We start from the raw sequence: 22,535 nt of genomic DNA, 5'->3' as shown, positions 1-22,535 counted from the left end.
AGCACCAGGCACGCAGCCTCGCGCTTGAACTCAGGGGTAAAGGTACGACGTTGCTTGGTCATCAGACACCTCTCTGTGGCGAGCATTCTCGCCTAAATGGGTGTCCGGTTTCATTAGACCACTACACCGCGGCCCAGCGTTGGGCTTCGGCTTTGGTGTCGAAGGTCGCAGTAAGTGTTGGGTATCCCTTGCGCCGAATCTGTGCTCGCCAGGCTTCGCCGCGCTTTTCGTAGTAGGCCATAAGGGCGAATTTATGGGGGGACGTGGGGGAGCGTCAAGGTATTATGGCTGATCAAGCCAAAGTGAGGCGTCAGATGCTTACCCAGGAAGAGCTAAAACGACAGCTCAGCTATGACCCTGATACGGAGGTGTTCAAGTGGGCAATTCGGAAGCTGAAGGTCAAATTTGGGGCGGTAGCCGGCAAAACCAAACCGAAAGGCTATATCGAGATACGCGTCAACCTTGTCAGCTATCAAGCCCACAGGCTGGCTTGGCTGTATGTCCACGGGGTTTGGCCAGACGGACTGGTCGATCATATCAATCGAAACCCGAGCGACAACCGCATTGAGAACCTTCGGGTTGCGAATCACCAGCAGAATTTCAGGAATGTCCCAGTGGGACGACGATCATCAACGGGAATCAAGGGTGTTAGCCCGCACGCTGCATCCGGGAAGTACCGAGCGGCAATACGCGTGGACAAAAGAAGGATCTGGCTTGGGCTGTTCAGCACGGTTGAGGAAGCGGCCCAGGCCTACAGGGCTGCATCAGAGGCTCATCACGGTGAATTTGCCCACCATGAATAACGATGGTAGTTGGATCAATTCCCCCATTTTTGCACCAAATACCCGAATAAAGAAAAAGGGCCTGGCATCCTAAGATTGCCAAGCCCATGATCTATATAGCAATTTGGCGGAGAGATAGGGATTTGAACCCTAGGTGCCATTGCTGACACAACGGATTTCGAATCCGTCCCGTTCGACCACTCCGGCATCTCTCCAATGGCGCGCATCATACCAGCACTTTTACCCGGCACAAACCCCTTTGCGTAAAAAAACCAAAAGGATCAGCTATTTGCGCGCGCCGTACGGGTCAGAGCGCGACGCCCAAACGTGCCGCGACTTCTTCATAGGCTTCGATCACCCCGCCGAGGCCTTGGCGGAAGCGGTCTTTGTCCATCTTTTTGCGGGTTTCCTTGTCCCACAGGCGGCAACCGTCGGGGCTGAATTCGTCGCCCAGCACGATTTGGCCGTGGAACACGCCGAATTCGAGCTTGAAGTCGACCAGCAACAGCCCGGCGTCGTCGAACAGCTTGCTCAGCACCTCGTTGACCTTCAGCGACAGGGCTTTCATGGTCGCGAGTTGCTCGGCGGTGCCCCAGCCGAAGGCTACTACGTGGGATTCGTTAATGAACGGGTCGCCCATGGCGTCGTTCTTCAGGAACAGTTCGAAGGTCGAAGGCTCAAGCTTCTTGCCCTCTTCCACGCCGAGGCGTTTGACCAGGCTGCCGGCGGCGTAATTGCGCACCACGCATTCGACCGGGATCATCTCGAGCTTTTTCACCAGCGATTCGTTCTCGCCCAACAGGCGGTCGAACTGGGTGGGGATGCCGGCGGCCTCGAGCTTTTGCATGATGAAAGCGTTGAACTTGTTGTTCACCATGCCCTTGCGGTCGAGCTGTTCGATGCGTTTGCCATCGAAGGCCGAGGTGTCATTGCGAAACAGTAGGATCAGGCGGTCGGCGTCATCGGTTTGGTACACCGATTTGGCTTTGCCGCGGTAAAGTTCTTCACGTTTTTCCATGGTGGCTCCGCTTAACGATGTTGGGCTCAGGCGATCTCGCGCCAGTCTAGCCCAGAGGCTTGGTCGGCCACCTGCAGCCAGGCCGGGTCGCACCCAAGGGTGTCGACGAACCGGTCGCGGGCCAGCCGTGGCTGGTTGTTCTTGCTGCTCAGGTGGGCTAGAACCAGATGTTGCAGGCCCTGCCAACCGAGCTCGGCCACCAGGTTTGCGGCCTGGTGGTTGTTCAAATGGCCTCTGTCGCCGCCTACGCGCTGCTTGAGAAACCACGGGTAAGGCCCGCTGGCGAGCAGGTCGCGACAATGGTTGGCCTCGATCATCAACGCATCGAGGCCTTCGTAATGCTTGAGCACCCTTGGGCAGTACGAGCCCAGGTCGGTCAACAAACCGAAGCGCCGGTTGCCGTTACCAAACACGTACTGCGTGGGCTCGCGGGCGTCGTGGGCAACGCCCACCACGCTCACCTGCAACTCGCCGATGTCGAAGCGATCGCCGCAGCGTACATGGCGGGCGGCCTGCACCGGTTTGCGCAAGCCACTGGCGGTGCCGTGGCTCAGGTATACAGGCACATTGTAGCGCTGCGCCAGCAGGGCCACCCCATGCACGTGGTCGGCATGTTCGTGGGTGAGCAGCACGGCGTTCAATTGCCGGGCATGCACACCCAGCATGGCCAGGCGGCGCTCGGTTTCCCGCAGGGAAAAGCCGCAATCGACCAGCACCCGGGTGTTGCCCTGGGCGACCAGCATGCCATTCCCTTGGCTGCCACTTCCGAGGACGGCGAAGCGCACTTAACCGAGGTTATCCTGGATCACGCTCAGCACCCGGCGGGCCACATCGGCCGGTGCCACGGTGTTGATGTTTTTCTCCACGGTGACCTCGACGTCGTCACCCACCTTGCTCAGGCGAACCTGATAACGCTCGGCGCGGGCTTCGAGTTCTTCCTTGGTTGGCGTGTGGCCGAACAATCGGCCGAAGAAGCCGGGTTTGTTATCTTCGGGGTTGCCGGGTTTTTCCGCCAGGTTGATGTAGTACAAGCCCAGGCTGCGGTTGACGTCTTCAACGCGCCACTGGCCCTTGTCGAGCGCGCGGCCGACGCTGGACCAGGCGCGATCGAGGTCGGCCCCCACATTCAGCACCGGGTTGCCGCTGCCATCTTCGCTCAGGCTCACACGGCTGGGCGCATCGTAGTCGCGGGCAGCGAGCATCGACACCGAGCCACCGCGTTCGGCATCACGGGTCAAGCCAGCAAGCATTTCGTCGACCAGGGCCGCGTCGATGCCATTACCGGTTGGGCGGTCGGGCAGCGGAACGTCGGCGGTGCTGCCGGCCGGGCGTTGGGCGCTGGTCAGGTAGATTTCACTGGTGTTGCGTGCAACCCCAGGCTCGATGCGTACGTGTACGCGGGCTTCGACTTCCCCCCCGGGCGCCGCCGCACGCAGGCGGTCGGCCAGCGCACCGGACAACTCGCTGAGTGGCTGCCATGCAGTGGTGAATTCACCGGTGCTGGCGCGATCGTCAGCGATACGAAAACCGTTGTCTTCGAAGAACTGGTGGGCCACCGGCCACGCTTCAGCCGGCGGCCGCTGGGCGAGGATCCAACTGGAACCGGCGCTGCGCTGCAAGGTGAAGTCGCTCTCTTGCGCGGCCACCTGCAGCGGCTGCGGGCGCGGCACTTCGAAGTTCTTGTCGGCCTGGGCGTCGGCCACGTTGCGCGGGATCGGCAGCAAAGGGTCGAGGCGCTTGCTGCCCTGCACGTCTGGCGGAACCTCCATCGGTGCAGTCTGGCGCGCATCCAGGTAATCGTTACCACGGTCACGGAAATAACCGTGTTCGCCCCACACCCAGCCACAACCGCTGGTGCTGGAAATGATGACGGCAAGGGCGGAGAGACCAGCCAAACGCTTCATGCGGTGTACTTCCTCGATCAGACCAGAACGCCGGACTGGCGCAGGGCCTGCCGTAGCGGTTCGTGACAGGCATCGCTGAGCCAGGTCAACGGCAGGCGGATGCCTTCGGGCATCAGGCCCATTTCATGCAGCGCCCACTTTACCGGAATCGGGTTGGCTTCGATGAACAGGTTCTTGTGCAGCGGCATCAATTTATCGTTGATGGCCCGGGCGGTGGTGGCATCGCCCTTGATGGCGGCGGCGCACAGGTCGGCAACTTCACGGGGGGCGACATTGGCCGTGACCGAGATGTTGCCCTTGCCACCGAGCAGGATCAGCTCGACCGCGGTGGGGTCGTCGCCGGACAACAGGATGAAATCGCCGTCGGTGCGGTCGAGGATCTGCTGGGCACGCTCCATGTCGCCCGTTGCTTCCTTGACGCCGATGATATTCGGCACCTTGGCCAAGCGTGCCACGGTGTCTGCCTGCATGTCGCACGCTGTGCGGCCGGGCACGTTGTAGAGAATTTGCGGGATGGCCACGGCTTCGGCGATGTGTTTGAAGTGCAGGAACAGGCCCTCCTGGGTGGGCCTGTTGTAATACGGGGTGACCAGCAGGCAGGCATCGGCACCGGCCTTTTTGGCGTTCTCGGTCAGTTCCACGGCTTCGCGGGTGGAATTGGCGCCGGTACCGGCGATGACCGGGATGCGTTTGTTCACCTGCTGCACGACACGGCGGATCACGTCGATGTGCTCGCTCACGTCGAGCGTGGCCGACTCACCGGTGGTCCCGACGGCGACAATGGCATCGGTGCCGTTGTTCAGGTGGAAGTCCACCAGTTTCTCCAGGCTGCCCCAGTCGAGACGACCTTGTGCGTCCATCGGAGTGACCAGCGCCACCATGCTCCCCGTGTACATGCAACCACTCCTGCCGAAAAAAGTGCGGTAATGGTACTGGCGCGGTCAGGCTTGCACAAGCGAACAACCGTAGCCGGAGCATTCCCCCGGGCGGTGATTTTCGATACCCTTCTGTCTTTGGTCGACTGGCTCGGGCGGCCACCCCGCCCGCCGTTCGTCGCCGCTGCACTGGCGGGCTGGCTGAAAACACCGCACGCAAAGGCCAAGCAAGGCGAAAACAGGCAAGGAAGCGGACTGGGTCCGCAATCGGATGTACCCTGTAGTACATGAGCATTCCCACCCTGTTTTCAACGCAGCTGGCAACGCGCAGCGGTTTCACGAAGCCTGCGATGGCGCGCCCCTCGACCGCTCACTGTTTTAGGAAGGCTGCATGTCCACCCCACCCGTTCGCGAACAATTCCTCGTCATCAGCGCCTTGGGCCGCAACCCCATGGAGCTGGCCAGCGTGCTCAGCCGGGCCGCCCATGACAGCCGTTGCTCGGTGGTCACCTCGCGGTTGACCCGGCACGGTGAATTCAGCGCCCTGGTGCTACAAGTGTCTGGCAACTGGGACGCCCTGGCCCGGCTCGAAACCGGCCTACCGGCGCTGGCCAAGCGCCATGAAATGACCGCAAGCGTGGTCCGTAGCGGCAACCTGGATGCGCGCCCGCTCGCCTTGCCCTACGTGGCCTACGTCAGCTCGGTGTACCGCCCGGATATCGTCAGCGAGCTGTGCCAGTTCTTCATCGACCATACGATCGACCTGGAGAGCCTGACCTGTGACACCTACCAGGCGCCTCAAACCGGCGGCCTGATGCTCAACGCCACGTTTACCGTAACGCTACCGGCGGGCGTACAAATCAGTTGGCTGCGCGACCAATTCCTGGACTTCGCCGACGCCATGAACCTTGATGCGCTGATCGAACCCTGGCGCCCACAGAACCCGATGTAAGGACACCTCATGGCCGTGACCCTCGACCAACCCGTCGCCGATTTTAGCGCCCTGGCCACCGGCGGCCAGGCGGTTAGCTTGGCGGCGCTGAAAGGGCGCAAGGTGGTGCTGTATTTCTACCCCAAAGACAACACCCCCGGCTGCACCACCCAAGGCCAGGGCTTTCGCGATGCCTACGCGGCGTTCCAGGCCGCCGGCGCCGAAGTGTTCGGCGTATCGCGTGACGGCATCAAATCCCATGAGAACTTCAAGGCGAAGCAGGGGTTTCCCTTCGCGCTGATCAGTGATCCAGACGAAACTCTCTGCCAGCTGTTCGGCGTGATCAAGCTCAAGAAGCTCTATGGCAAGGAGTACCTGGGCGTGGACCGCAGCACCTTCCTGATCGACGAACAAGGCGTGCTGCGCCGTGAATGGCGCGGGGTGAAGGTACCCGGCCACGTCGATGAGGTGCTAGCGGCGGCCCAGCAACTGTAGCCGACGTTGGCGGTGTGGCTTGCCGCTTACCGGTTGAACCGCGCGGCCAGGGCGTGCAGGTATTCAGCCATCCGTTCCAGCTCTTCGCTGATGCCCGCCCCTTGGCGCGCCTGGTTCGCGCTGTCGTCACACAGTTGTGCGATACGGGTAATTTGCTGATTGATGTCTTCGGCCACGCGGCTCTGCTGTTCAGCAGCCGTGGCCATTTGTTGGCTCATGCCGGTGATGCGCGTAACCGCCTGGCCGATACCCACCAACGCGGCCTTCACTGCCTCTACGCTGTGCCTGCTCTGCTGGGAAATCTGCTCGCCCTGGCCGGCCGTAGCCACCGCACGGTCGGCACCGGCGCGTAATGAGCCAATAATCTGGTGAATCTGCTCGGTCGAGGTGCGCGTGCGCATGGCCAGTTGGCGCACTTCATCGGCCACCACCGCGAAGCCGCGGCCCTGCTCACCCGCCCGCGCCGCTTCGATGGCGGCGTTAAGGGCCAGCAGGTTGGTTTGCTCGGCGATGGCAGTGATCACATCGGCCACGCTGCCGATGCTTTGGGTTTGTTCGGCCAAGTCATTCACCGCCTGGCCGATGGCACTGACGGCATCGGCCATGTGCTGCATGGCGCCCAGGCTTTCATCGGCCAATTGGCTACCCTCGCGGGCCAAACGGTCGGCATCGCCCGCCGCACTGGCGGTAGCCTGTACGTTTTGCGCAACTTCCTGGATGGTCGCCGCCATTTCGGCGATGGCAGTGGCCGATTGGTCGGTTTCGCTGCGCTGGCGCTCCAGCGCCTGGGCCTGGCTTTGCGACAATTGGGCCGACTCCCCGGCACGTGCCTTCACGCTGACCCCGGCATCGACCAAGCGGGTGAGCGCGGTTTGCAGCCGCGCCTCTTCGCTGAACATGGCCAAGTCCACCTGCGCCTGGCCGCCGAATTGGCCGCTGTAGGTCAGCGCAACCAGTGGGCTGGTGAAGGCCTTGGGGTGTTCAGCCAGTGTTCGCGCCAGGGCCCGGCGCTGCAGCGCGATGCTCCAGCCGGCACTGACGAGTACAGCCAGCAGCGTTAGCCAAAGGGTGGCGGTGGGCCCCAGCCAGAGATAGCCGGCCACGGCCACGGCTGCCGTAGCCAGGTAGGGCCAAGTGCGCCCCAGCCAATGGCCAAGCACCGCTACGGGCGAAAGCGAAGGCTTGCCTGCGCGCAATCGCGCATACAGCGCACTGGCACGGCGTACCTGATCGCGGCTGGGCAAGGTCCGCACCGACTCGAACCCGGCGATGCGACCGCCCTCGTAGATCGCAGTCACATACGCACTGACCCAATAAAAGTCGCCGTTCTTGGCGCGGTTCTTGACGATACCCATCCAAGCTTTGCCTTGGCGAATGGTGTCCCACATGTGGGCAAACACCGCCGGAGGCATGTCTGGGTGGCGCACAATGTTGTGTGGTTGGCCCAGCAGCTCTTCGTAGGTAAAGCCGCTTAACGCCGCGAACGCATCGTTGCAATAGGTGATGCGGCTGTCCAAGTCGGTGGTGGAAATCAGGCGTTGCTCGGCGGGAAAGGTACGTTCTTGTTCGGTAACCGGCAAATGGGTACGCATCGGGGTTGGGCATCCTTGCAACAGCACTGTTCAGTTAAATGGCGCACTGCCACACTTGCATCACAGTTTAGCGGATCGGCTGCGTTGTGCTTGCAGGTTCAGGCCGCCAGCAATTGGCTTTTGAGCAAGTCTCTAAATGTTTGTATCAGCGGCTCGCGGCTTCGGCCGCGGCGCAGTATCAACGAAAACGGCGCCTGATAACCAAAGGTTGCCGGCGACAACACGCGCAGGTCGCCTTTATCCGCCCAGGCCTGGGCGTAATGCTCTGGCAAGTAGCCGATGTACGCCCCCGACAGCACCAAGATCAACTGCGCCTCCATACTCTCGACCGTCGCCGCGCTGTGCTTGAAGCCATGCCGGGCAAGTTCGGCCTGGCTCCAGTAACCGCGCCCTACCATGCGCTGCTGGGTAATCACCTGCTCGGGAATGCGCCGCTCGGCGTACAGCGCGTGGCGGTTGCTGCAGTACAGCCAGTGCTGCTCGCGGTACAGCGGCTGGTACACCAACCCACTCATGCGCGTGGAGAATGCACCGATGGCAAGGTCCAGGCGGTTGTCCTGCACGCCCAACTGCAACTCATAGGGGCTCATGACCGCCAAGTGCAAATGTACCGCGGGGTGTTCCTGGCTATAAGCACCAATGGCTTCGGCTAACGGCAGGGCCCGGTCGCCCACGGTGGAATCGAGCACGCCCACGTTGAGCGTGCCGCGCAGCTCCCCCTTGAGCGCGGCGGCGTATTGCTCGAAGCCTTCGAGTTCGCCCAACAACCGTAGGGTTTCCTGGTGGAACAACTCACCCTTGCTGGTGAGGCTGAACCCACCACGGCCGCGGTGGCACAGCACCAGGCCAAGCTGGCTTTCGAGCTGACTCATGTAAGTGCTGATGGCTGAGGTAGACAAATTCAGCTCTTGCTGCGCCGTGGCGAAACCCTGGTGGCGCACGACGCTGGCGAAGATACGCAGCAGTTTGAGGTCGGGGAGGCTTGAAGGCATAACGGCTCGGCCAGAAGCAAGGGTAAGTGGCAAGCTTGCGGCTTACCGAGGCTTTTTTCCATTACTTCATAAAAACCTAAAGTAAGTTTTTGCCGCTGCCGATTCTACCCACCCGCGGCGTTTTGCAGACTGCCGTTCACGCCTGCAACGCACGAGAGACTACACCGTGGATAAGACCCTTCACCAACCCTTGGGCGGTAACGAAATGCCGCGCTTCGGCGGCATCGCCACCATGCTGCGCCTGCCGCATCTGGCCAGCGCTGCGGGCCTGGATGCCGCCTTTGTAGGCGTGCCGCTGGACATCGGCACCTCGCTGCGTTCCGGCACCCGCTTTGGTCCGCGGCAGATCCGCGCCGAGTCGGTGATGATCCGCCCCTATAACATGGCCACCGGCGCCGCACCGTTCGATTCGCTGGCGGTAGCCGACATCGGCGATGTGGCGATCAACACGTTCAACCTGCTTGACGCGGTGCGCATCATCGAAGAGGCCTATGACACCCTGCTCGAACACAACGTGGTGCCCATGACCCTGGGCGGCGACCACACCATAACCCTGCCGATTCTGCGTGCTATCCATAAAAAGCACGGCAAGGTCGGCCTGGTACACGTGGATGCGCACGCCGATGTCAACGACCATATGTTCGGTGAAAAAATCGCCCACGGCACCACGTTCCGCCGCGCCGTGGAAGAAGGCTTGCTCGACTGCGACCGCGTGGTGCAGATAGGCTTGCGCGCCCAGGGCTATACCGCCGATGACTTCAACTGGAGCCGCCGCCAGGGTTTTCGCGTGGTCCAGGCCGAGGAATGCTGGCACAAGTCGCTGGCACCGCTGATGGATGAGGTGCGCGCCAAGGTGGGGGGCGGCCCGGTGTATTTGTCGTTCGACATCGATGGCATCGACCCCGCCTGGGCGCCAGGCACCGGCACCCCGGAAATCGGCGGTTTGACCACCATCCAGGCGATGGAAATCATCCGGGGTTGCCAGGGCCTGGACCTGATCGGCTGTGATCTGGTCGAGGTGTCCCCCCCCTACGACACCAGCGGCAATACATCGCTGCTCGGCGCCAACCTGCTTTACGAAATGCTCTGCGTGCTGCCAGGGGTGGTGCACCGTTGATCAACACTCGCCATTGGCCCGGCAGGCGAGCAACCGCCTGCCGGGCGCGATGGCGATCTTCGATCAGCTGCACGGCACACGGCGCCCGCCAGGGGAGACACATACACGCCAGCCGCGGGATACGGTTGTGTTCCGCCTACAACAACAAGGCCACTGGTAAGCCCGCCGCGACATTCGGCTTTTAGCTCACTGCCCTTCCCTTAGCTAGCGACAGGCCCGCCAAGAAGCCTGCGCGCAATGATCGGAGCAGATCATGAACAATAACAACCGTGCCGCACCCGCCGTCAGCCAGATCGAAACCTTTGGCGTGGAGCAGATTCCCGACCACGCCCGCGACGCCACGCCCACGGACCTGTTCCGCTTGGTCTTCGGCGGCGCCAATACCTTTTCTACCGCTGTGTTGGGTAGCTTTCCGGTGCTGTTCGGTTTGTCGTTCCAGGCCGGCGCGCTGGCGGTGGTGCTCGGTGTGCTGGTCGGGGCGATCATCCTTGCGCCCATGGGCCTGTTCGGCCCGCTCAACGGCACCAACAACGCGGTGTCGTCGGGGGCCCACTTTGGCGTGCATGGGCGTATCGTCGGCTCGTTCCTGTCGCTACTGACCGCCATCGCGTTTTTCTCGCTGTCGGTGTGGAGCTCGGGCGATGCCTTGGTCGGCGGTGCCAAGCGGCTGGTGGGCCTGCCAGAAACAAACGTTAGCCTGGGCGTGACCTATGGACTGTTTGCCGTGTTGGTATTGGCGGTGTGCATCTATGGCTTTCGCTTCATGTTGTGGGTCAACCGTGTCGCCGTCTGGAGCGCCAGCGCGCTGTTTCTGCTCGGCCTAGCGGCTTTCGCACCCGGGTTCGACAGCCACTATGCCGGCAGCGTGGCCCACGGCCAGGAAGGGTTCTGGGCCGCATTCATCGGCGCTGCACTGGTGGCGATGAGCAACCCGATCTCGTTCGGCGCCTTTCTCGGTGACTGGTCGCGGTACATTCCACGCCATACGCCACGCGTGCGCATCCTCGGCGCGGTGCTGCTGGCGCAACTGGCCACCTTGTTGCCGTCGCTGTTCGGCCTGTGCACCGCTACCATCGTTGCCACCCAGGCGCCGGACTACATCACCGCGAACAACTACGTCGGTGGGTTGTTGGCAGTGTCGCCGGGTTGGTTTTTCCTACCGGTGTGCCTGATCGCCGTGATCGGCGGGATGTCCACCGGTACCACCGCCCTCTATGGCACCGGGCTTGATATGTCGAGCGTGTTCCCGCGGCTGCTCAGCCGGGTCCAGGCCACCTTGCTGATCGGCATCCTGTCGATCGCCTTCATTTTTATCGGCCGTTTCGCCGCCAACCTGGTGCAGAGCGTATCGACCTTCGCCGTGCTGATCATCACCTGCACCACACCGTGGATGGTGATCATGTTGATCGGCCTGATCAAGCGCCGCGGTTGGTACTGCCCCGACGACCTGCAGGTGTTCACCCGCGGCGAGCGCGGCGGGCGCTACTGGTTCCAGCATGGGTGGAACTGGCGCGGCCTAGGCGCATGGATCCCCTCGGCGGCGCTGGGCCTATGCTTCGTCAACCTACCGGGGCAGTTCGTCGGCCCGCTGGGCAACTTGGCCGGTGGCGTCGACATCAGCTTGCTGGTCACCCTGGGGTTCTCGGCGCTGGTGTACCTGGCCTTGCTCAGCCTGTTCCCCGAGCCCGCCGCCGTGTATGGCCCGCCCCGGCCAATACCTAGCCCCCAGCCGGCCCAGCCGCACGCCGCCTGATTGGGCCAACTTGCCACCGCCGCGCCTGCCGGCGTGCGGTGGCAGCTTGGAAGTACGCCAACGCGGCAGGCTCGCAGCCTAACTTATGCAGCGCCCTTGGCCACAGCCGCCCGGATGGCCCCCAATAGCCGGCCCACCGCCGGGTTGTCGTTGTCGCTGCGCCACACCAAATGCAGCTCGCTTTGCACCCCTTCGCCCAGCTCGATGGCGTGGAACACCACATCCTTGAAGGTCACGTTCGCGGCGCAGCGGGGCACCAGCGCCAGGCCCAGGCCGGCGTTCACCAGTGCCAGCATGGTCAGCGAGGAACCCAACCACTGCACGTAGGCGGGGGTCACCCCGGCCGAGCGGAACATGCCGGTGAGCAGTTCGTTGAACGGCGCGTAGGCGGAGTGCGAGTACATCAAAAACGGCTCACCGTCGAGCATCGGCAAGGCTACCGGCGCCGTCCCGGCCAAGGGGTGCCGGCGCGGCACGGCGAGCACGAAGGGTTCGCGCACCAGCCGCTCGGTTTCAAAGCCAGGGGCCTGCAGCGGCGAACGCACGATCCCGACGTCGATCCGCTGAGCCTGCAGGGCTTCTTGTTGTTGTGCGGTATTCATTTCCATCAGGGCGATGTGCACATTCGGCTGTTTTTCTTGCGCTTCGGCAATCACGTTAGGCAAAAACTCATACACCGCACTGCCGACGAAGCCGATGCTCACCGCGCCGATATCACCCTGGGCGAAACGCTTGGCCGAGAGCGCAGCCATCTGCGCGCGCTCCAGCAGGTTTTGCGCCTCGAAAAAAAACGCCCGGCCCGCCGCGGTGAGTTTCACATTGCGAGTGTCGCGGGTGAGTAAGGCAACACCAAGTTGGTGTTCAAGCAGTTGCACCTGCCGGCTCAGGGGTGGCTGGGTCATGTTCAGCCTGGCGGCGGCGCGGCGGAAATTCAGCTCGGTGGCCACCGTGATAAAACAACGCAACTGTGAGAGCTCGAACACTGATTCAACCTGGGTATCAATTAAATGCTTTTCTAAAATAGACGACAACAATGCCAACGTCCATCATCGCCGGCGTACCTACCCGTATCCAACAACAACGTTCGGGAGTGGCCCTGTGATGCAGGTTTCTACCGCAATAGACCCATCGGTGCTCGCCCAAGCGGCGGCCAAGGTGAAGCGGCACGTGTTACCGCTGTTCGTGGCGATGTTCATCGTCAACTACATCGACCGGGTGAACATCGGTTTCGTGCGCAGCCACATGGAAGCAGACCTGGGCATCGGCGCGGCCGCCTATGGCTTGGGCGCCGGGCTGTTCTTCATCGGTTATGCGCTACTTGAAGTGCCCTCGAACATGCTGTTGCAACGCTACGGCGCCCGCGCCTGGCTCACACGCATCATGCTCACCTGGGGCATGGCAGCCATGGCGATGGCTTTCGTAAAAGGCGAAACCAGTTTCTATGTGCTGCGTTTTGTACTCGGCGCCGCCGAAGCCGGGTTCTTTCCCGGGATCATTTACTATTTTACCCAGTGGCTACCCAGTGCCGAGCGCGGCAAGGCAATGGCGGTGTTTCTCAGCGGGTCGGCCATTGCCTCGGTCATCTCTGGGCCCGTCACCGGCGCGCTGTTGAACGTGAATGGCCTGGGCCTGCACAGTTGGCAATGGATGTTTCTCATCGAAGGCGCGGCTTCGGTGGTGCTGTGCGCCGTGACGTGGCGGTGCCTGCAGTCGAACCCACGCCAGGCCAAATGGTTGACGGTACAAGAGCAAGACGCCCTGCTCGGCACTATCGCCGCTGAGCAACAGGCACGCGAAGCACAGCGCAGCGAGCGGCCATCGATGTTCAAGCTGCTGGCCGACAAACAGATTGTGCTGTTCTGCTTCATCTATTTCTCAGTGGCGTTGACCATCTATGGCGCCACCTTTTGGCTGCCAAGCATGATCAAGAAGATGGGCAACTTGGGCGACTTCCAGGTGGGCCTGCTCAATTCGGTGCCATGGCTGATCTCCATCGCGGCCATGTATGGCTTTGCCGCCCTGGCCGCTAGGTGGAAAAACCAACAGGCTTGGTGCGCGATCACGCTGCTGATCGCCGCAGTGGGCATGTTCATGTCTACCTTCGGCGGCCCGGTGTTCGCCTTCGTCGCCGTGTGCTTCGCGGCCATCGGTTTCAAGGCGGCCTCGGCGCTGTTCTGGCCCATCCCGCAAGCCTACCTGGATACACGCATCGCGGCAGCGGTGATTGCACTGATCAACTCGGTGGGTAACCTGGGCGGTTTCGTTGCCCCGGCCACGTTTGGCTTTCTGGAGCAAACCACCGGTTCGATTCAGGGCGGCATGTACGGCTTGGCCATCACCTCGGTGGTGGCCGCGGTGGTGGTCATGCTCACCGGCAACCCCGGCGGCCGCCCGGATGGCCGGCAAGCGCCGTCTACCGCTGTGGCGGCGTGAACAACCTATTATTGGAATCGACTTGCGAAGTGCCCCGATGAAGATCAAACGCGTAACCGTCACCCCTATCGCCTTTCGCGACGCCCCGCTGCTCAACGCCAGCGGCATCCATGAACCCTACGCCTTGCGCTCGATCATCGAGGTCGAAAGCGATAACGGCTACATCGGCCTGGGCGAGAGCTACGGCGATGCACCGGCACTGGCGATCCAAAATGCCGTGAAAGAGCAACTGGTCGGCCTGGACCCGTTCAACCTGAACCAATTGCGCAAAGTGGTGCAGGCCACCGTGGCCCAGCACAAGCCGCAGAGCGTAGCGGGCGCGGAGCTGGCCCCTGGCTCGCATGCCAGCAAGGCGGTAAGCAATGCCTATTCAGCCTTCGAAGTGGCATTCCTCGATTTGCAGGCCCACGCCCTGAACCTGCCGCTGGTAGACCTACTTGGCGGCAAGGCCCGTGACGAGGTGCCGTTCAGCGCCTACCTGTTCTTCAAGTACGCCGAGCATATTGATTCGCCCTACCCGGCCGACAGCTGGGGCGAAGCGCTCAACGAAGAACAAATCGTTGCTCAGGCGCGGCGGATGATCGATCAGTACGGCTTCAAGAGCATCAAGCTCAAGGCCGGCGCCTTGGACCCCGAACACGAAGTGAACTGCATCAAGGCCCTGCACCGGGCGTTTCCCGGCACCCCACTGCGCATCGACCCCAACGGCAACTGGTCTCTGGAAACAGCGGTTCGCATGGCCGAACGGCTCGGCGATACCTTGCAATACTACGAAGACCCCTGCCCTGGCCTCGAAGGCATGGCCGAGTTGCACAAGCGCACCGGCCTGCCGTTGGCGACCAACATGGTGGTGACCGATTTCGAGGAGTTCCGCCGCAGCGTAGCGCTGGGTAGCGTGCAGATCGTATTGGCAGACCACCACTACTGGGGCGGCCTGCGTGCGACCCAGGTGCTGGCGCACATGTGCCACACCTGGGGCTTGGGTGTGTCGATGCATTCGAACTCCCACCTGGGCATCAGCCTGATGGCCATGGCCCACGTCGCGGCCGCCTCGCCAAACCTCGATTACGCCTGCGACACCCATTATCCCTGGCAAGAGGCGGATGAAGAGGTGATCAAGGGTGGCAAACTGCCGATTACCGGCGGCGCGGTGAAAATCAACAGCACCCCAGGCCTGGGCCTGGAGCTGGACTACGACCAACTTGGCAAGCTGCACGAGCAGTACCTGCGCTGCGGCATTCGCTCGCGCGACGACGTGCGCCAGATGCAGCGCTACAAGCCGGATTGGAAACAGCTCAAGCCGCGCTATTGAGCGAGGCTGCCCGGGGGCGAGGCAGCCCATCTGCCCGCAGCCCGGGTCGCGCCCACAAGCCGAAGGGCCGGGGTGGCCCTCGCCCCCTTCGCACCGCCCACGCGAACACTTGCCACACGCTGCTATGCTTGGCCGGCGCAAAGCTGGGCCCGCCATCGGTGCCCGGCGAATTATCCGCCCTGCTTCCGAGACATTCGCCATGACCAGCAAGCACCCACTCGACACCGCCGCCCAACACTTCTTCGGTAAAGGCGCGCGGGCCTTGGACCCCGAAGAAATCCACGTGCTCGAACAAATGAAAGAGCACCGCCCGGTCAGCCGGGATGCCGCCGACGCCTCCGATGATGTGGCCACCTTCGGCGACCGCCTCGCCGACCGGGTGGCGGCGGTAGGTGGTTCCTGGGCATTCATCATCACCTTCGGCGTGATTCTGCTGGGCTGGATGCTGCTCAACTCCGATGTGCTGGGGCACTTCGGGCTGGCGTTCGACCCCTACCCGTACATTTTCCTCAACTTGATGCTCTCGACCCTGGCGGCGATCCAGGCGCCGGTGATCATGATGAGCCAGAACCGCCAGTCGGCGAAGGACCGCATCGCGGCCAGCCTGGACTACGAAGTGAACCTACGCACCGAGATCGAGATCATGCACCTGCACGATAAGATCGACAGCCTGATCGTCGAACGCCTCGACCGGATCCTCGCCCGGTTGGAGCGCCAGGCCGGGCCGGTAGCACCCGACTGACGCCAGGCGCGGCGGCCAGGCCAGCCATTGGCGAACTGCGCGCCGCCCTCAACCGCCGATGCGCGCCTTGCCATAGCTGGCGCGGTCCATGTCGACGATGTCTACGCCGAACTGCACATCCAGCCCGGGTGGCCACGGCGCGGCGCCTTTGAGCACCTCCAGCAACGCATCGGACAAGGTTTTTTTCACTTGCTCTGGGCGCCCGCTGAGGATGGCTAGGCGCGCGTAGATAAACCCCCGCTCGGCCGGCATAGTGCCTACTTGAAATACCTCCACAGCGGTAGCACGGGCTTTTATATCGGCTTCATGGGCGAATTGGCCGGTGGCCACCAGCGCATGGTTCAGGCGCAGCAGCAGCTTTTGTGGCTCCAGTGCGGCCAGATTGGGCGTGTATTCAACGTGCAGATGGGGCATGGTGGCCTCTTCAGGTTCAGGGTTGGCGGGCGCCGACCGTCACAGGATACACAATCACGACGGAACGAAACGGCCTTGATGCACACTCCAAACGGGTAACTCGGGGCTATCCTGAATCTTCAACCCAACCCAGAGGTGAGCATATGCCAGTCAAGCACAACCTGTACGAAGACTTGAAACTGAGCAAGGAAGAAGTCGCAGAGCGCGGCAAAGCCGATTCGAAATTGGCAAAACTGCTGGAAGACTACGCGTTGATCGATAAAGAGGTGATCGACGCCGAAAGCGCCACCGCCAACGACGACGAAATTCGCAAGCTGAAAGAAAAACGCCTGCTGACCAAGGATAAGATCGTGCAGCAGCTCGAATACCCGGGCAGCCGCGGTGCGGCGAAAAGCTTTTAGTGTGGCGCGGTTCGCACAAGATTGACGCCTGAACGTCGCTGCCGGGCAAGGCGCCACGCCGAGCCATAGCATGGCTATGAAGAGGCGCCAATGGGGCCCGGCAGCAAAAGGCGCCGCTTAAAGAATGCGCCAACGCCTGCGGCATTACCTGCACCTCGGCGCCCCGTGTTCACTCAAAGGCTCGCAGCTTTCAGCTTTTGTCCCCATGGGTGGCAACCACGGTGATCGCATCGTGGCGCCAGAACTCCAGGTCGCAGTCAATCAAGCGCCCTTGGCGGTCGTAGTTGGCCCGCAATATTCGCAGCCCCGGGCTGCCCGCCGACACCTTCAATGCCGCCGCCGCGTCGGCGCCCAGGGCTGTGGGCGCCACCTCGAAGCGCACTTGGCCGTATTCGATACCGTACTGGCGGGCATACAGCTCAGTCAGTGGCTGGCTCAAGTCATGCTCTAACACGCCCGGAAAATACGCCGGGTTCAGGTGGTGCTCTACGTACAGCACCAAGCGCCCATCGATGCGCCGCCGCCGACACAGCCGGAACACCCGGGACAGCGGCGGCAGGCCCAAGTGGTCGCATACCACCGCCGACGCTGGCAACGCCTGGGCGCTGAGCAACTCGGTAAAAGGCTCGCGCCCCTGGGCGCGTACCATGGCATGGAAATGGCTGCGGGCATTGAGGTCGTAGCATAGCCGCGGCGGCGAAATGAACCAGCCGCGGCGTTCTTCCCGGTATACCAGCCCGCGCGCCTCCAGTTGCACCAATGCTTCGCGCAAGGTGATGCGGGTGGTGGCGAATACCTCGCTGAGGGTGCGCTCACCGGGCAGTTTGTGACCGGCCTGCAGCAAGCCATGTTCGATTTGTTCCTGCAGTGCCTGGCAGATAGCGGTGACCGCTCGTGGTGCACTGTCGCGCATACCGGTTCCTTATTGGTCTAGACCAGTGCAGTACATCGCACGGGCCGTAGGTGATCCATGGCTGAGCAAGCCTAGCCGGCGGGCATGACCGGCCTGTGACAACGAAACCGCCACGCCCCGCACGGCGCGGGTTAGGCAATCGTCTACGCTTCACCCCGGAACCCGCTGCAAGTCGCGTACCGGCGGGCCGTACATCAAATTGTCACCTGCGATCGCTAAATTGGCGCGGGTATTGCTGACCTAGACCAGCGAGGGTCCGCACGTTTTCCCGGTTCAATAAAGCCGACGCCCAAGGAGCAACGGATGAAAAAGCTTTTCCTGGCATCATTGTTAGGTTCGACCATCGCCCTGTCCCACTTTGCCGTGGGCGCAGAAGGCGATGTAAAGGCACTGGAAGCGGCGGCCAAGGCCGAAGGCCAGGTCAACAGCGTCGGCATGCCCGACAGCTGGGCCAACTGGAAAGGCACCTGGGATGACTTGGCCGGGCAATACGGCATCAAGCACATCGACACCGACATGAGTTCGGCGCAGGAAGTGGCCAAGTTCGACGCCGAGAAGGATAACGCCAGCGCCGACATCGGTGACGTCGGCGCAGCCTTCGGGCCCATTGCCAAGGCCAAGGGTGTGACCCAGCCGTACAAGCCCAGCACGTTCGACCAAGTACCCGATTGGGCCAAGGATAAAGACGGCCATTGGATGCTGGCCTATACCGGCACCATCGCGTTCATTATCAACAAACAGTTGGTCAAGGACGAAGACGCGCCCAAAAGCTGGAAGGACCTGGAAAAAGGTAAGTACAAGGTCGCCATCGGTGATGTGAGTACCGCCGCCCAAGCGGCCAACGGCGTATTGGCCGCCGCCATCGCTTACAAGGGTGACGAAAGCAACCTCGCCCCTGGCTTGGCGCTGTTCACCAAGCTGGCCCAGCAGGGGCGCCTGTCACTGGCCAACCCCACCATCCAAACCCTGGAAAAGGGCGAAATCGAAGTGGGCGTGGTGTGGGACTTCAACGGGCTGAGCTACCGCGAACAAATCGACCCCAAACGCTTCGACGTGCTGATTCCCTCCGACGGGTCGGTGATCTCCGGCTACACCACGATCATCAACAAGTACGCCAAACACCCGAACGCCGCCAAGTTCGCGCGTGAGTACATCTTCAGCGACGCCGGGCAAATCAACCTCGCCCGTGGCAATGCGCGGCCGATCCGCGCCGAGAACTTGAAGCTTCCGCCAGAGGTGGCCGCCAAGTTGCTGCCCAACGAGCAGTACAAAAGCGTGAAACCGATCACCAATGCTGAAGCCTGGGAGAAGAGTTCCAAAGCGTTGCCGCAGCAGTGGAACGAGCAAGTGATCGTTGAAATGAAATAACGCAACCGGCCAGCGCCCAGGCATGTGCGGCCTGGCGCTGGCGCCTCGAACGCCGGCCACAGGCACCTGCCCATGCCCCATAAAGTTATCCTGGTCGTCCTCGATGGCCTGGCCCACGCGGTGGCCGAACACGCCATGGGCCACCTGCACGCTTACGTGCAGGCCGGCCGCGCCCAAGCATACCGGCTTGAATGCGAACTCCCGGCGCTGTCGCGCCCACTCTACGAATGCATTCTCACCGGTGCTACGCCAATAGACAGTGGCATTGTGCACAACCAGGTCACCCGCCTGTCGAACCAACGCAGCCTGTTCCACCTGGCGCGCGCTGCCGGCCTTACCACGGCGGCGGCGGCCTACCATTGGGTCAGCGAGCTGTATAACCGCTCGCCCTTCAGCGCAGTGCGCGACCGCCACACCCAGGCCGCGGAATTGCCCATCCAGTATGGGCACTTCTACTACGCCGACCATTACCCTGACTCGCACCTGTTCGTGGATGCCGAAAGCTTGCGCCTTCGCCATGATCCAGACGTTCTGTTGGTGCACCCGATGAACATCGACGATGCCGGCCACCAGCATGGGCTGGACAGCCCGCAGTACCGTAATGCTGCACGCCGGGCCGATATGCTATTGGCCGATTACCTCGCCGGCTGGCTGGCCGCCGGCTATCAGGTACTGGTGACGGCCGACCACGGCATGAACAACGACCGCTCGCATAACGGCTTGCTCAGCGAGGAGCGCCACGTGCCGTTGTTCGTGCTAGGCGCAGGGTTTTCGCTGGACCCGGGCGCCCAGCCTCGGCAAACCGAGTTGTGCGGCACCATTTGTACCCTGCTCGGGGTACCCCACGACAAACCTTTGTGCCAGGAGCTACTGCGGTGAAAGGCCTCTTCCAAGGCAAAGGCTGGGCAGTGCTTTGCCTGTTGCCGTTCGCGCTGTTTTTTATCGTGTTCCAGATCGCACCGTTGCTCTGGGTAGCCGTCCACAGCGTGCAGGTAGACGATGGCTGGAGCCTTTCGAACTTCACCCGCGCCTTTGGCTCGAAGTTCTACCGCCAGGCGATGCAGTTCAGCCTGGAGATCAGCGTGTGGTCGAGCCTGCTGGGCTTGCTGATCGCCGTGGTCGGTAGCATCTCGCTGAGCAAGGTCGATTCGCGCCTGCGCAATTTCGTTAACGCGTTCGCCAACATGACCAGCAACTTCGCCGGGGTCCCCTTGGCGTTCGCGTTCATCATCCTGCTCGGCTTCAACGGCGCCATCACCCTGGTGCTCAAACAGAGCGGGCTGGTCGATGGCTTCAACCTGTACTCCAAAGGCGGGTTGATCCTGGTGTATACCTACTTCCAGATCCCACTGGGGGTGTTGCTGCTCTACCCCGCGCTCGATGCACTGCGCGAAGACTGGCGCGAGTCGGCCGCGCTGCTGGGCGCCAGCACGTGGCGGTACTGGTGGCACATCGGCCTGCCGGTGCTGACTCCCGCGCTTCTGGGCACGTTCGTGATTTTGCTGGCTAATGCGCTGGGCGCTTATGCCACCGTGTATGCGCTGACCACCGGCAACTTCAACGTATTACCGATCCGCATTGCCGCCATGGTGGCCGGCGACATTTCCCTGGACCCGAACATGGCCAGCGCCCTGGCAATCATCCTGGTCGGGATGATGACCCTGGTGACCGTGGTCCACCAATGGATGCTGCGTAGGAGCTATCACGTTGCCCGCTGAACGCACCGCACATGCCCTCTACCACCGCACGGTGGTCTGGGTGCTGTTTTTGATATTGCTGCTGCCACTGGCCGGCACCCTGCTCTATTCGTTGGCCACCAGTTGGTCGGCGACCATCCTGCCCAGCGGGCTTACGCTCAAGTGGTACCTGGCATTGTGGAGCGAGACGCGTTTTCTGCAAGCCTTTGGCCGGTCGCTGTTTGTGTGCGTAGGCGCCCTGGTGCTGGCCACGGTGCTGATACTGCCCCTGCTGTTCGTGATCAACTACCATTTCCCGCGCCTGGATGCACTGATGAACGTGTTGATCCTGCTGCCGTTCGCGGTGCCGCCGGTGGTGTCCGCGGTGGGCCTGTTGCAACTGTATGGTTCAGGGCCCCTGGCCATGGTGGGCACACCGTGGATACTGATGGGCTGTTACTTCACCGTGGCGTTGCCGTTCATGTACCGGGCCATCAGCAATAACCTGCAGGCCATTCAGCTGCGTGACCTGATGGACGCCGCCCACCTGCTCGGTGCCAGTACCCTCCAGGCGGCGTTGCTGGTAGTGCTGCCGAACCTGCGCAAGGGGCTGTTGGTGGCGCTGCTACTGTCGTTTTCGTTTTTGTTTGGCGAATTCGTGTTCGCCAACCTGCTGGTGGGCACCCAGTACGAAACCTTGCAGGTGTACCTGAACAACATGCGCAACAGCACCGGGCACATCAACAGCGCCCTGGTGATTTCCTACTTCTTTTTCGTGCTGGTGCTGACCTGGCTGGCCACCTTCCTGAATAAGGGCAAACACTGACATGAGCTTCGTCACAGTCGAGAACTTGCAAAAGCGCTACGGCGACACGGCCGTGTTCAGCGACATCGCGTTCAGCATCGCCAAGGGGGAGTTCATCACCCTGCTCGGGCCGTCCGGGTGCGGCAAGTCGACCCTGCTGCGTTGCATCGCCGGGCTTACCGGGGTGAGCGCCGGGCGCATTCTGCTCGATGGCCAGGACCTGGTGCCGCTGGCGCCACAAAAGCGCGACATTGGCATGGTGTTTCAAAGCTATGCACTGTTTCCCAACATGACCGTGGAGCAGAACGTGGCCTTCGGCCTGCGCATGCAAAAGGTCGCCACCGGCCCGGCACGGGAGCGCGTGGCCGAGGTGCTGCAATTGGTCGAGCTAGACACCTTTGCCCAGCGCTACCCGCACCAACTCTCGGGCGGGCAATGCCAGCGCGTGGCCTTGGCGCGTTCATTGGTCACGCGGCCACGCCTGCTGCTGCTCGACGAGCCGCTGTCGGCGCTGGATGCGCGCATCCGCAAGCACTTGCGCGAGCAAATCCGGCAGATCCAGCAAGAACTGGGGTTGACCACCCTGTTCGTGACCCATGACCAGGAAGAGGCACTGACGATGTCTGATCGTATTTTCCTGATGAACAAAGGCCAAATCGTGCAGAGCGGCGACGCGCAAGCGCTGTACACGGCACCGGTAAACGCCTTCGCCGCCGGCTTCATCGGCAATTACAACCTGCTTGGCAGTGAAGACGCCAGCCGCCTGCTCGGCCGCGCGGTCCCCCGCAGCCTGGCCATTCGCCCAGAGGCCATCGGCCTGCTGGCCGACCCTGGCGGCGACGGCGAAATCACCGGCCATAGCTTGCTCGGCAACGTGATCCGCTACCGCGTCCGCGCCCAGGGGGTGAGTTTGGTGGTCGATGTACTCAACCGCAGCGCCGCCGACCTGTATCCTAATGGCCAACGCGTGCGCCTGGCGATCGAGCCAGGCGAATTGCGCGAAGTGGCTTGA

Annotated in this window: 23 protein-coding genes, 1 tRNA gene and 2 pseudogenes; 14 read left to right on the top strand and 12 right to left on the bottom strand. The window is 62.3% G+C overall.

The genetic code is table 11. The annotated features are described in order from the left end of the window. Positions 1-127 precede the first annotated feature (127 nt). Positions 128-241 (bottom strand): annotated as a pseudogene (locus HAQ05_RS29175) (site-specific integrase); the annotation flags it as partial. A gap of 43 nt (positions 242-284) precedes the next feature. On the opposite strand from HAQ05_RS29175, the gene HAQ05_RS18365 reads away from it, so the two are divergent. Continuing rightward, positions 285-803, top strand: coding sequence for an HNH endonuclease (locus HAQ05_RS18365; protein ID WP_190423143.1), 519 nt, complete (start codon positions 285-287; stop codon positions 801-803). Positions 804-907: 104 nt separating this feature from the next. Here the strand turns inward: HAQ05_RS18365 and HAQ05_RS18360 are convergent. The 5 genes from HAQ05_RS18360 to dapA all read right to left on the bottom strand — a co-directional run bounded on the left by HAQ05_RS18360 (position 908) and on the right by dapA (position 4,600). Beyond that, positions 908-997 (bottom strand) — tRNA-Ser (locus HAQ05_RS18360). A gap of 92 nt (positions 998-1,089) precedes the next feature. Beyond that, positions 1,090-1,800, bottom strand: a complete 711-nt coding sequence (gene purC / locus HAQ05_RS18355) for a phosphoribosylaminoimidazolesuccinocarboxamide synthase (RefSeq protein ID WP_190423142.1) — start codon at positions 1,798-1,800, stop codon at positions 1,090-1,092. A 26-nt stretch (positions 1,801-1,826) separates the two neighbouring features. Then, positions 1,827-2,585: an MBL fold metallo-hydrolase gene (locus tag HAQ05_RS18350; RefSeq protein WP_190423140.1), complete on the bottom strand. Its 759-nt coding sequence runs from the start codon at positions 2,583-2,585 to the stop codon at positions 1,827-1,829. After that, complete coding sequence (gene bamC / locus HAQ05_RS18345) at positions 2,586-3,704, bottom strand: outer membrane protein assembly factor BamC (RefSeq protein ID WP_190423138.1); 1,119 nt, start codon at positions 3,702-3,704, stop codon at positions 2,586-2,588. A 17-nt stretch (positions 3,705-3,721) separates the two neighbouring features. Beyond that, complete coding sequence (gene dapA, locus HAQ05_RS18340; RefSeq protein WP_190423135.1) at positions 3,722-4,600, bottom strand: 4-hydroxy-tetrahydrodipicolinate synthase; 879 nt, start codon at positions 4,598-4,600, stop codon at positions 3,722-3,724. 370 nt (positions 4,601-4,970) lie between these two features. Here dapA and HAQ05_RS18335 point away from each other — a divergent pair, with 370 nt between their 5' ends. Together HAQ05_RS18335 and HAQ05_RS18330 are read left to right on the top strand one after the other, a co-directional pair. Further along, positions 4,971-5,531, top strand: a complete 561-nt coding sequence (locus HAQ05_RS18335) for a glycine cleavage system transcriptional repressor (RefSeq protein ID WP_190423133.1) — start codon at positions 4,971-4,973, stop codon at positions 5,529-5,531. A gap of 9 nt (positions 5,532-5,540) precedes the next feature. Beyond that, a complete protein-coding gene (locus HAQ05_RS18330; RefSeq protein ID WP_190423132.1) occupies positions 5,541-6,005 on the top strand; it encodes a peroxiredoxin in 465 nt (154 codons plus the stop codon). A 26-nt stretch (positions 6,006-6,031) separates the two neighbouring features. Here the strand turns inward: HAQ05_RS18330 and HAQ05_RS18325 are convergent, their stop codons facing one another. The 3 genes and pseudogenes from HAQ05_RS18325 to HAQ05_RS18320 all read right to left on the bottom strand — a co-directional run bounded on the left by HAQ05_RS18325 (position 6,032) and on the right by HAQ05_RS18320 (position 8,589). Then, a complete protein-coding gene (locus tag HAQ05_RS18325) occupies positions 6,032-7,060 on the bottom strand; it encodes a methyl-accepting chemotaxis protein (RefSeq protein WP_420825781.1) in 1,029 nt (342 codons plus the stop codon). 246 nt (positions 7,061-7,306) lie between these two features. Further along, positions 7,307-7,597, bottom strand: a pseudogene (locus HAQ05_RS29520) (PAS domain-containing protein); the annotation flags it as partial. Between the two features lie 98 nt (positions 7,598-7,695). Further along, complete coding sequence (locus tag HAQ05_RS18320; protein WP_190423127.1) at positions 7,696-8,589, bottom strand: LysR family transcriptional regulator; 894 nt, start codon at positions 8,587-8,589, stop codon at positions 7,696-7,698. Between the two features lie 166 nt (positions 8,590-8,755). On the opposite strand from HAQ05_RS18320, the gene speB reads away from it, so the two are divergent. Both speB and HAQ05_RS18310 read left to right on the top strand, forming a co-directional pair. Continuing rightward, positions 8,756-9,706, top strand: coding sequence for an agmatinase (gene speB / locus HAQ05_RS18315; RefSeq protein ID WP_190423125.1), 951 nt, complete (start codon positions 8,756-8,758; stop codon positions 9,704-9,706). A 253-nt stretch (positions 9,707-9,959) separates the two neighbouring features. Further along, positions 9,960-11,459 carry a purine-cytosine permease family protein gene (locus HAQ05_RS18310; RefSeq protein WP_190423123.1) on the top strand — a complete coding sequence of 500 codons (1,500 nt, stop codon included), beginning with the start codon at positions 9,960-9,962 and terminating at the stop codon, positions 11,457-11,459. 83 nt (positions 11,460-11,542) lie between these two features. Here HAQ05_RS18310 and HAQ05_RS18305 read toward each other — a convergent pair whose 3' ends face one another. Beyond that, positions 11,543-12,442 (bottom strand): LysR substrate-binding domain-containing protein, encoded by a 900-nt coding sequence (locus HAQ05_RS18305; protein WP_190423121.1) that lies wholly within the window; start codon positions 12,440-12,442, stop codon positions 11,543-11,545. 118 nt (positions 12,443-12,560) lie between these two features. Between HAQ05_RS18305 and HAQ05_RS18300 the strand changes: the two genes are divergently transcribed. The 3 genes from HAQ05_RS18300 to HAQ05_RS18290 all read left to right on the top strand — a co-directional run bounded on the left by HAQ05_RS18300 (position 12,561) and on the right by HAQ05_RS18290 (position 15,946). Continuing rightward, positions 12,561-13,892: an MFS transporter gene (locus HAQ05_RS18300; protein WP_190423119.1), complete on the top strand. Its 1,332-nt coding sequence runs from the start codon at positions 12,561-12,563 to the stop codon at positions 13,890-13,892. 37 nt (positions 13,893-13,929) lie between these two features. Beyond that, positions 13,930-15,204: a glucarate dehydratase family protein gene (locus HAQ05_RS18295; protein ID WP_190423117.1), complete on the top strand. Its 1,275-nt coding sequence runs from the start codon at positions 13,930-13,932 to the stop codon at positions 15,202-15,204. Between the two features lie 199 nt (positions 15,205-15,403). Beyond that, entirely contained in the window at positions 15,404-15,946 is a 543-nt protein-coding gene (locus HAQ05_RS18290) for a DUF1003 domain-containing protein (protein WP_190423115.1), read from the top strand. Between the two features lie 48 nt (positions 15,947-15,994). Here the strand turns inward: HAQ05_RS18290 and HAQ05_RS18285 are convergent, their stop codons facing one another. Continuing rightward, positions 15,995-16,360 carry a 5-carboxymethyl-2-hydroxymuconate Delta-isomerase gene (locus HAQ05_RS18285; protein WP_190423113.1) on the bottom strand — a complete coding sequence of 122 codons (366 nt, stop codon included), beginning with the start codon at positions 16,358-16,360 and terminating at the stop codon, positions 15,995-15,997. A gap of 143 nt (positions 16,361-16,503) precedes the next feature. Between HAQ05_RS18285 and HAQ05_RS18280 the strand changes: the two genes are divergently transcribed. Then, a complete protein-coding gene (locus HAQ05_RS18280) occupies positions 16,504-16,761 on the top strand; it encodes a YdcH family protein (RefSeq protein WP_190423111.1) in 258 nt (85 codons plus the stop codon). A 190-nt stretch (positions 16,762-16,951) separates the two neighbouring features. Here HAQ05_RS18280 and HAQ05_RS18275 read toward each other — a convergent pair whose 3' ends face one another. Beyond that, positions 16,952-17,674, bottom strand: coding sequence for a UTRA domain-containing protein (locus HAQ05_RS18275; RefSeq protein WP_190423109.1), 723 nt, complete (start codon positions 17,672-17,674; stop codon positions 16,952-16,954). 303 nt (positions 17,675-17,977) lie between these two features. On the opposite strand from HAQ05_RS18275, the gene HAQ05_RS18270 reads away from it, so the two are divergent. From HAQ05_RS18270 to HAQ05_RS18250, 5 genes are all read left to right on the top strand, one after another. After that, complete coding sequence (locus tag HAQ05_RS18270) at positions 17,978-19,042, top strand: ABC transporter substrate-binding protein (RefSeq protein WP_190423107.1); 1,065 nt, start codon at positions 17,978-17,980, stop codon at positions 19,040-19,042. 72 nt (positions 19,043-19,114) lie between these two features. Next, positions 19,115-19,921 (top strand): alkaline phosphatase family protein, encoded by an 807-nt coding sequence (locus HAQ05_RS18265; protein ID WP_190423105.1) that lies wholly within the window; start codon positions 19,115-19,117, stop codon positions 19,919-19,921. Beyond that, positions 19,918-20,760, top strand: coding sequence for an ABC transporter permease subunit (locus HAQ05_RS18260; protein WP_190423103.1), 843 nt, complete (start codon positions 19,918-19,920; stop codon positions 20,758-20,760). Before HAQ05_RS18265 ends, HAQ05_RS18260 begins: the two co-directional genes overlap by 4 nt. After that, positions 20,750-21,544 (top strand): ABC transporter permease, encoded by a 795-nt coding sequence (locus HAQ05_RS18255; RefSeq protein WP_190423102.1) that lies wholly within the window; start codon positions 20,750-20,752, stop codon positions 21,542-21,544. Before HAQ05_RS18260 ends, HAQ05_RS18255 begins: the two co-directional genes overlap by 11 nt. Position 21,545: 1 nt before the next feature. Next, a complete protein-coding gene (locus tag HAQ05_RS18250) occupies positions 21,546-22,535 on the top strand; it encodes an ABC transporter ATP-binding protein (RefSeq protein WP_190423100.1) in 990 nt (329 codons plus the stop codon).

It is taken from the genome of Pseudomonas typographi (assembly GCF_014694385.1).
Lineage (GTDB): Bacteria > Pseudomonadota > Gammaproteobacteria > Pseudomonadales > Pseudomonadaceae > Aquipseudomonas > Aquipseudomonas typographi.
This window is presented reverse-complemented; position numbering and strand designations above follow the sequence as displayed.

Coding starts and splice junctions, on each gene's coding strand:
- HAQ05_RS18365 (WP_190423143.1), top strand. CDS start 285: ATGGCTGATCAAGCCAAAGTGAGGCGTCAGATGCTTACCCAGGAAGAG.
- purC (WP_190423142.1), bottom strand. CDS start 1,800: ATGGAAAAACGTGAAGAACTTTACCGCGGCAAAGCCAAATCGGTGTAC.
- bamC (WP_190423138.1), bottom strand. CDS start 3,704: ATGAAGCGTTTGGCTGGTCTCTCCGCCCTTGCCGTCATCATTTCCAGC.
- dapA (WP_190423135.1), bottom strand. CDS start 4,600: ATGTACACGGGGAGCATGGTGGCGCTGGTCACTCCGATGGACGCACAA.
- HAQ05_RS18335 (WP_190423133.1), top strand. CDS start 4,971: ATGTCCACCCCACCCGTTCGCGAACAATTCCTCGTCATCAGCGCCTTG.
- HAQ05_RS18330 (WP_190423132.1), top strand. CDS start 5,541: ATGGCCGTGACCCTCGACCAACCCGTCGCCGATTTTAGCGCCCTGGCC.
- HAQ05_RS18320 (WP_190423127.1), bottom strand. CDS start 8,589: ATGCCTTCAAGCCTCCCCGACCTCAAACTGCTGCGTATCTTCGCCAGC.
- HAQ05_RS18310 (WP_190423123.1), top strand. CDS start 9,960: ATGAACAATAACAACCGTGCCGCACCCGCCGTCAGCCAGATCGAAACC.
- HAQ05_RS18300 (WP_190423119.1), top strand. CDS start 12,561: ATGCAGGTTTCTACCGCAATAGACCCATCGGTGCTCGCCCAAGCGGCG.
- HAQ05_RS18295 (WP_190423117.1), top strand. CDS start 13,930: ATGAAGATCAAACGCGTAACCGTCACCCCTATCGCCTTTCGCGACGCC.
- HAQ05_RS18290 (WP_190423115.1), top strand. CDS start 15,404: ATGACCAGCAAGCACCCACTCGACACCGCCGCCCAACACTTCTTCGGT.
- HAQ05_RS18285 (WP_190423113.1), bottom strand. CDS start 16,360: ATGCCCCATCTGCACGTTGAATACACGCCCAATCTGGCCGCACTGGAG.
- HAQ05_RS18280 (WP_190423111.1), top strand. CDS start 16,504: ATGCCAGTCAAGCACAACCTGTACGAAGACTTGAAACTGAGCAAGGAA.
- HAQ05_RS18275 (WP_190423109.1), bottom strand. CDS start 17,674: ATGCGCGACAGTGCACCACGAGCGGTCACCGCTATCTGCCAGGCACTG.
- HAQ05_RS18270 (WP_190423107.1), top strand. CDS start 17,978: ATGAAAAAGCTTTTCCTGGCATCATTGTTAGGTTCGACCATCGCCCTG.
- HAQ05_RS18265 (WP_190423105.1), top strand. CDS start 19,115: ATGCCCCATAAAGTTATCCTGGTCGTCCTCGATGGCCTGGCCCACGCG.
- HAQ05_RS18250 (WP_190423100.1), top strand. CDS start 21,546: ATGAGCTTCGTCACAGTCGAGAACTTGCAAAAGCGCTACGGCGACACG.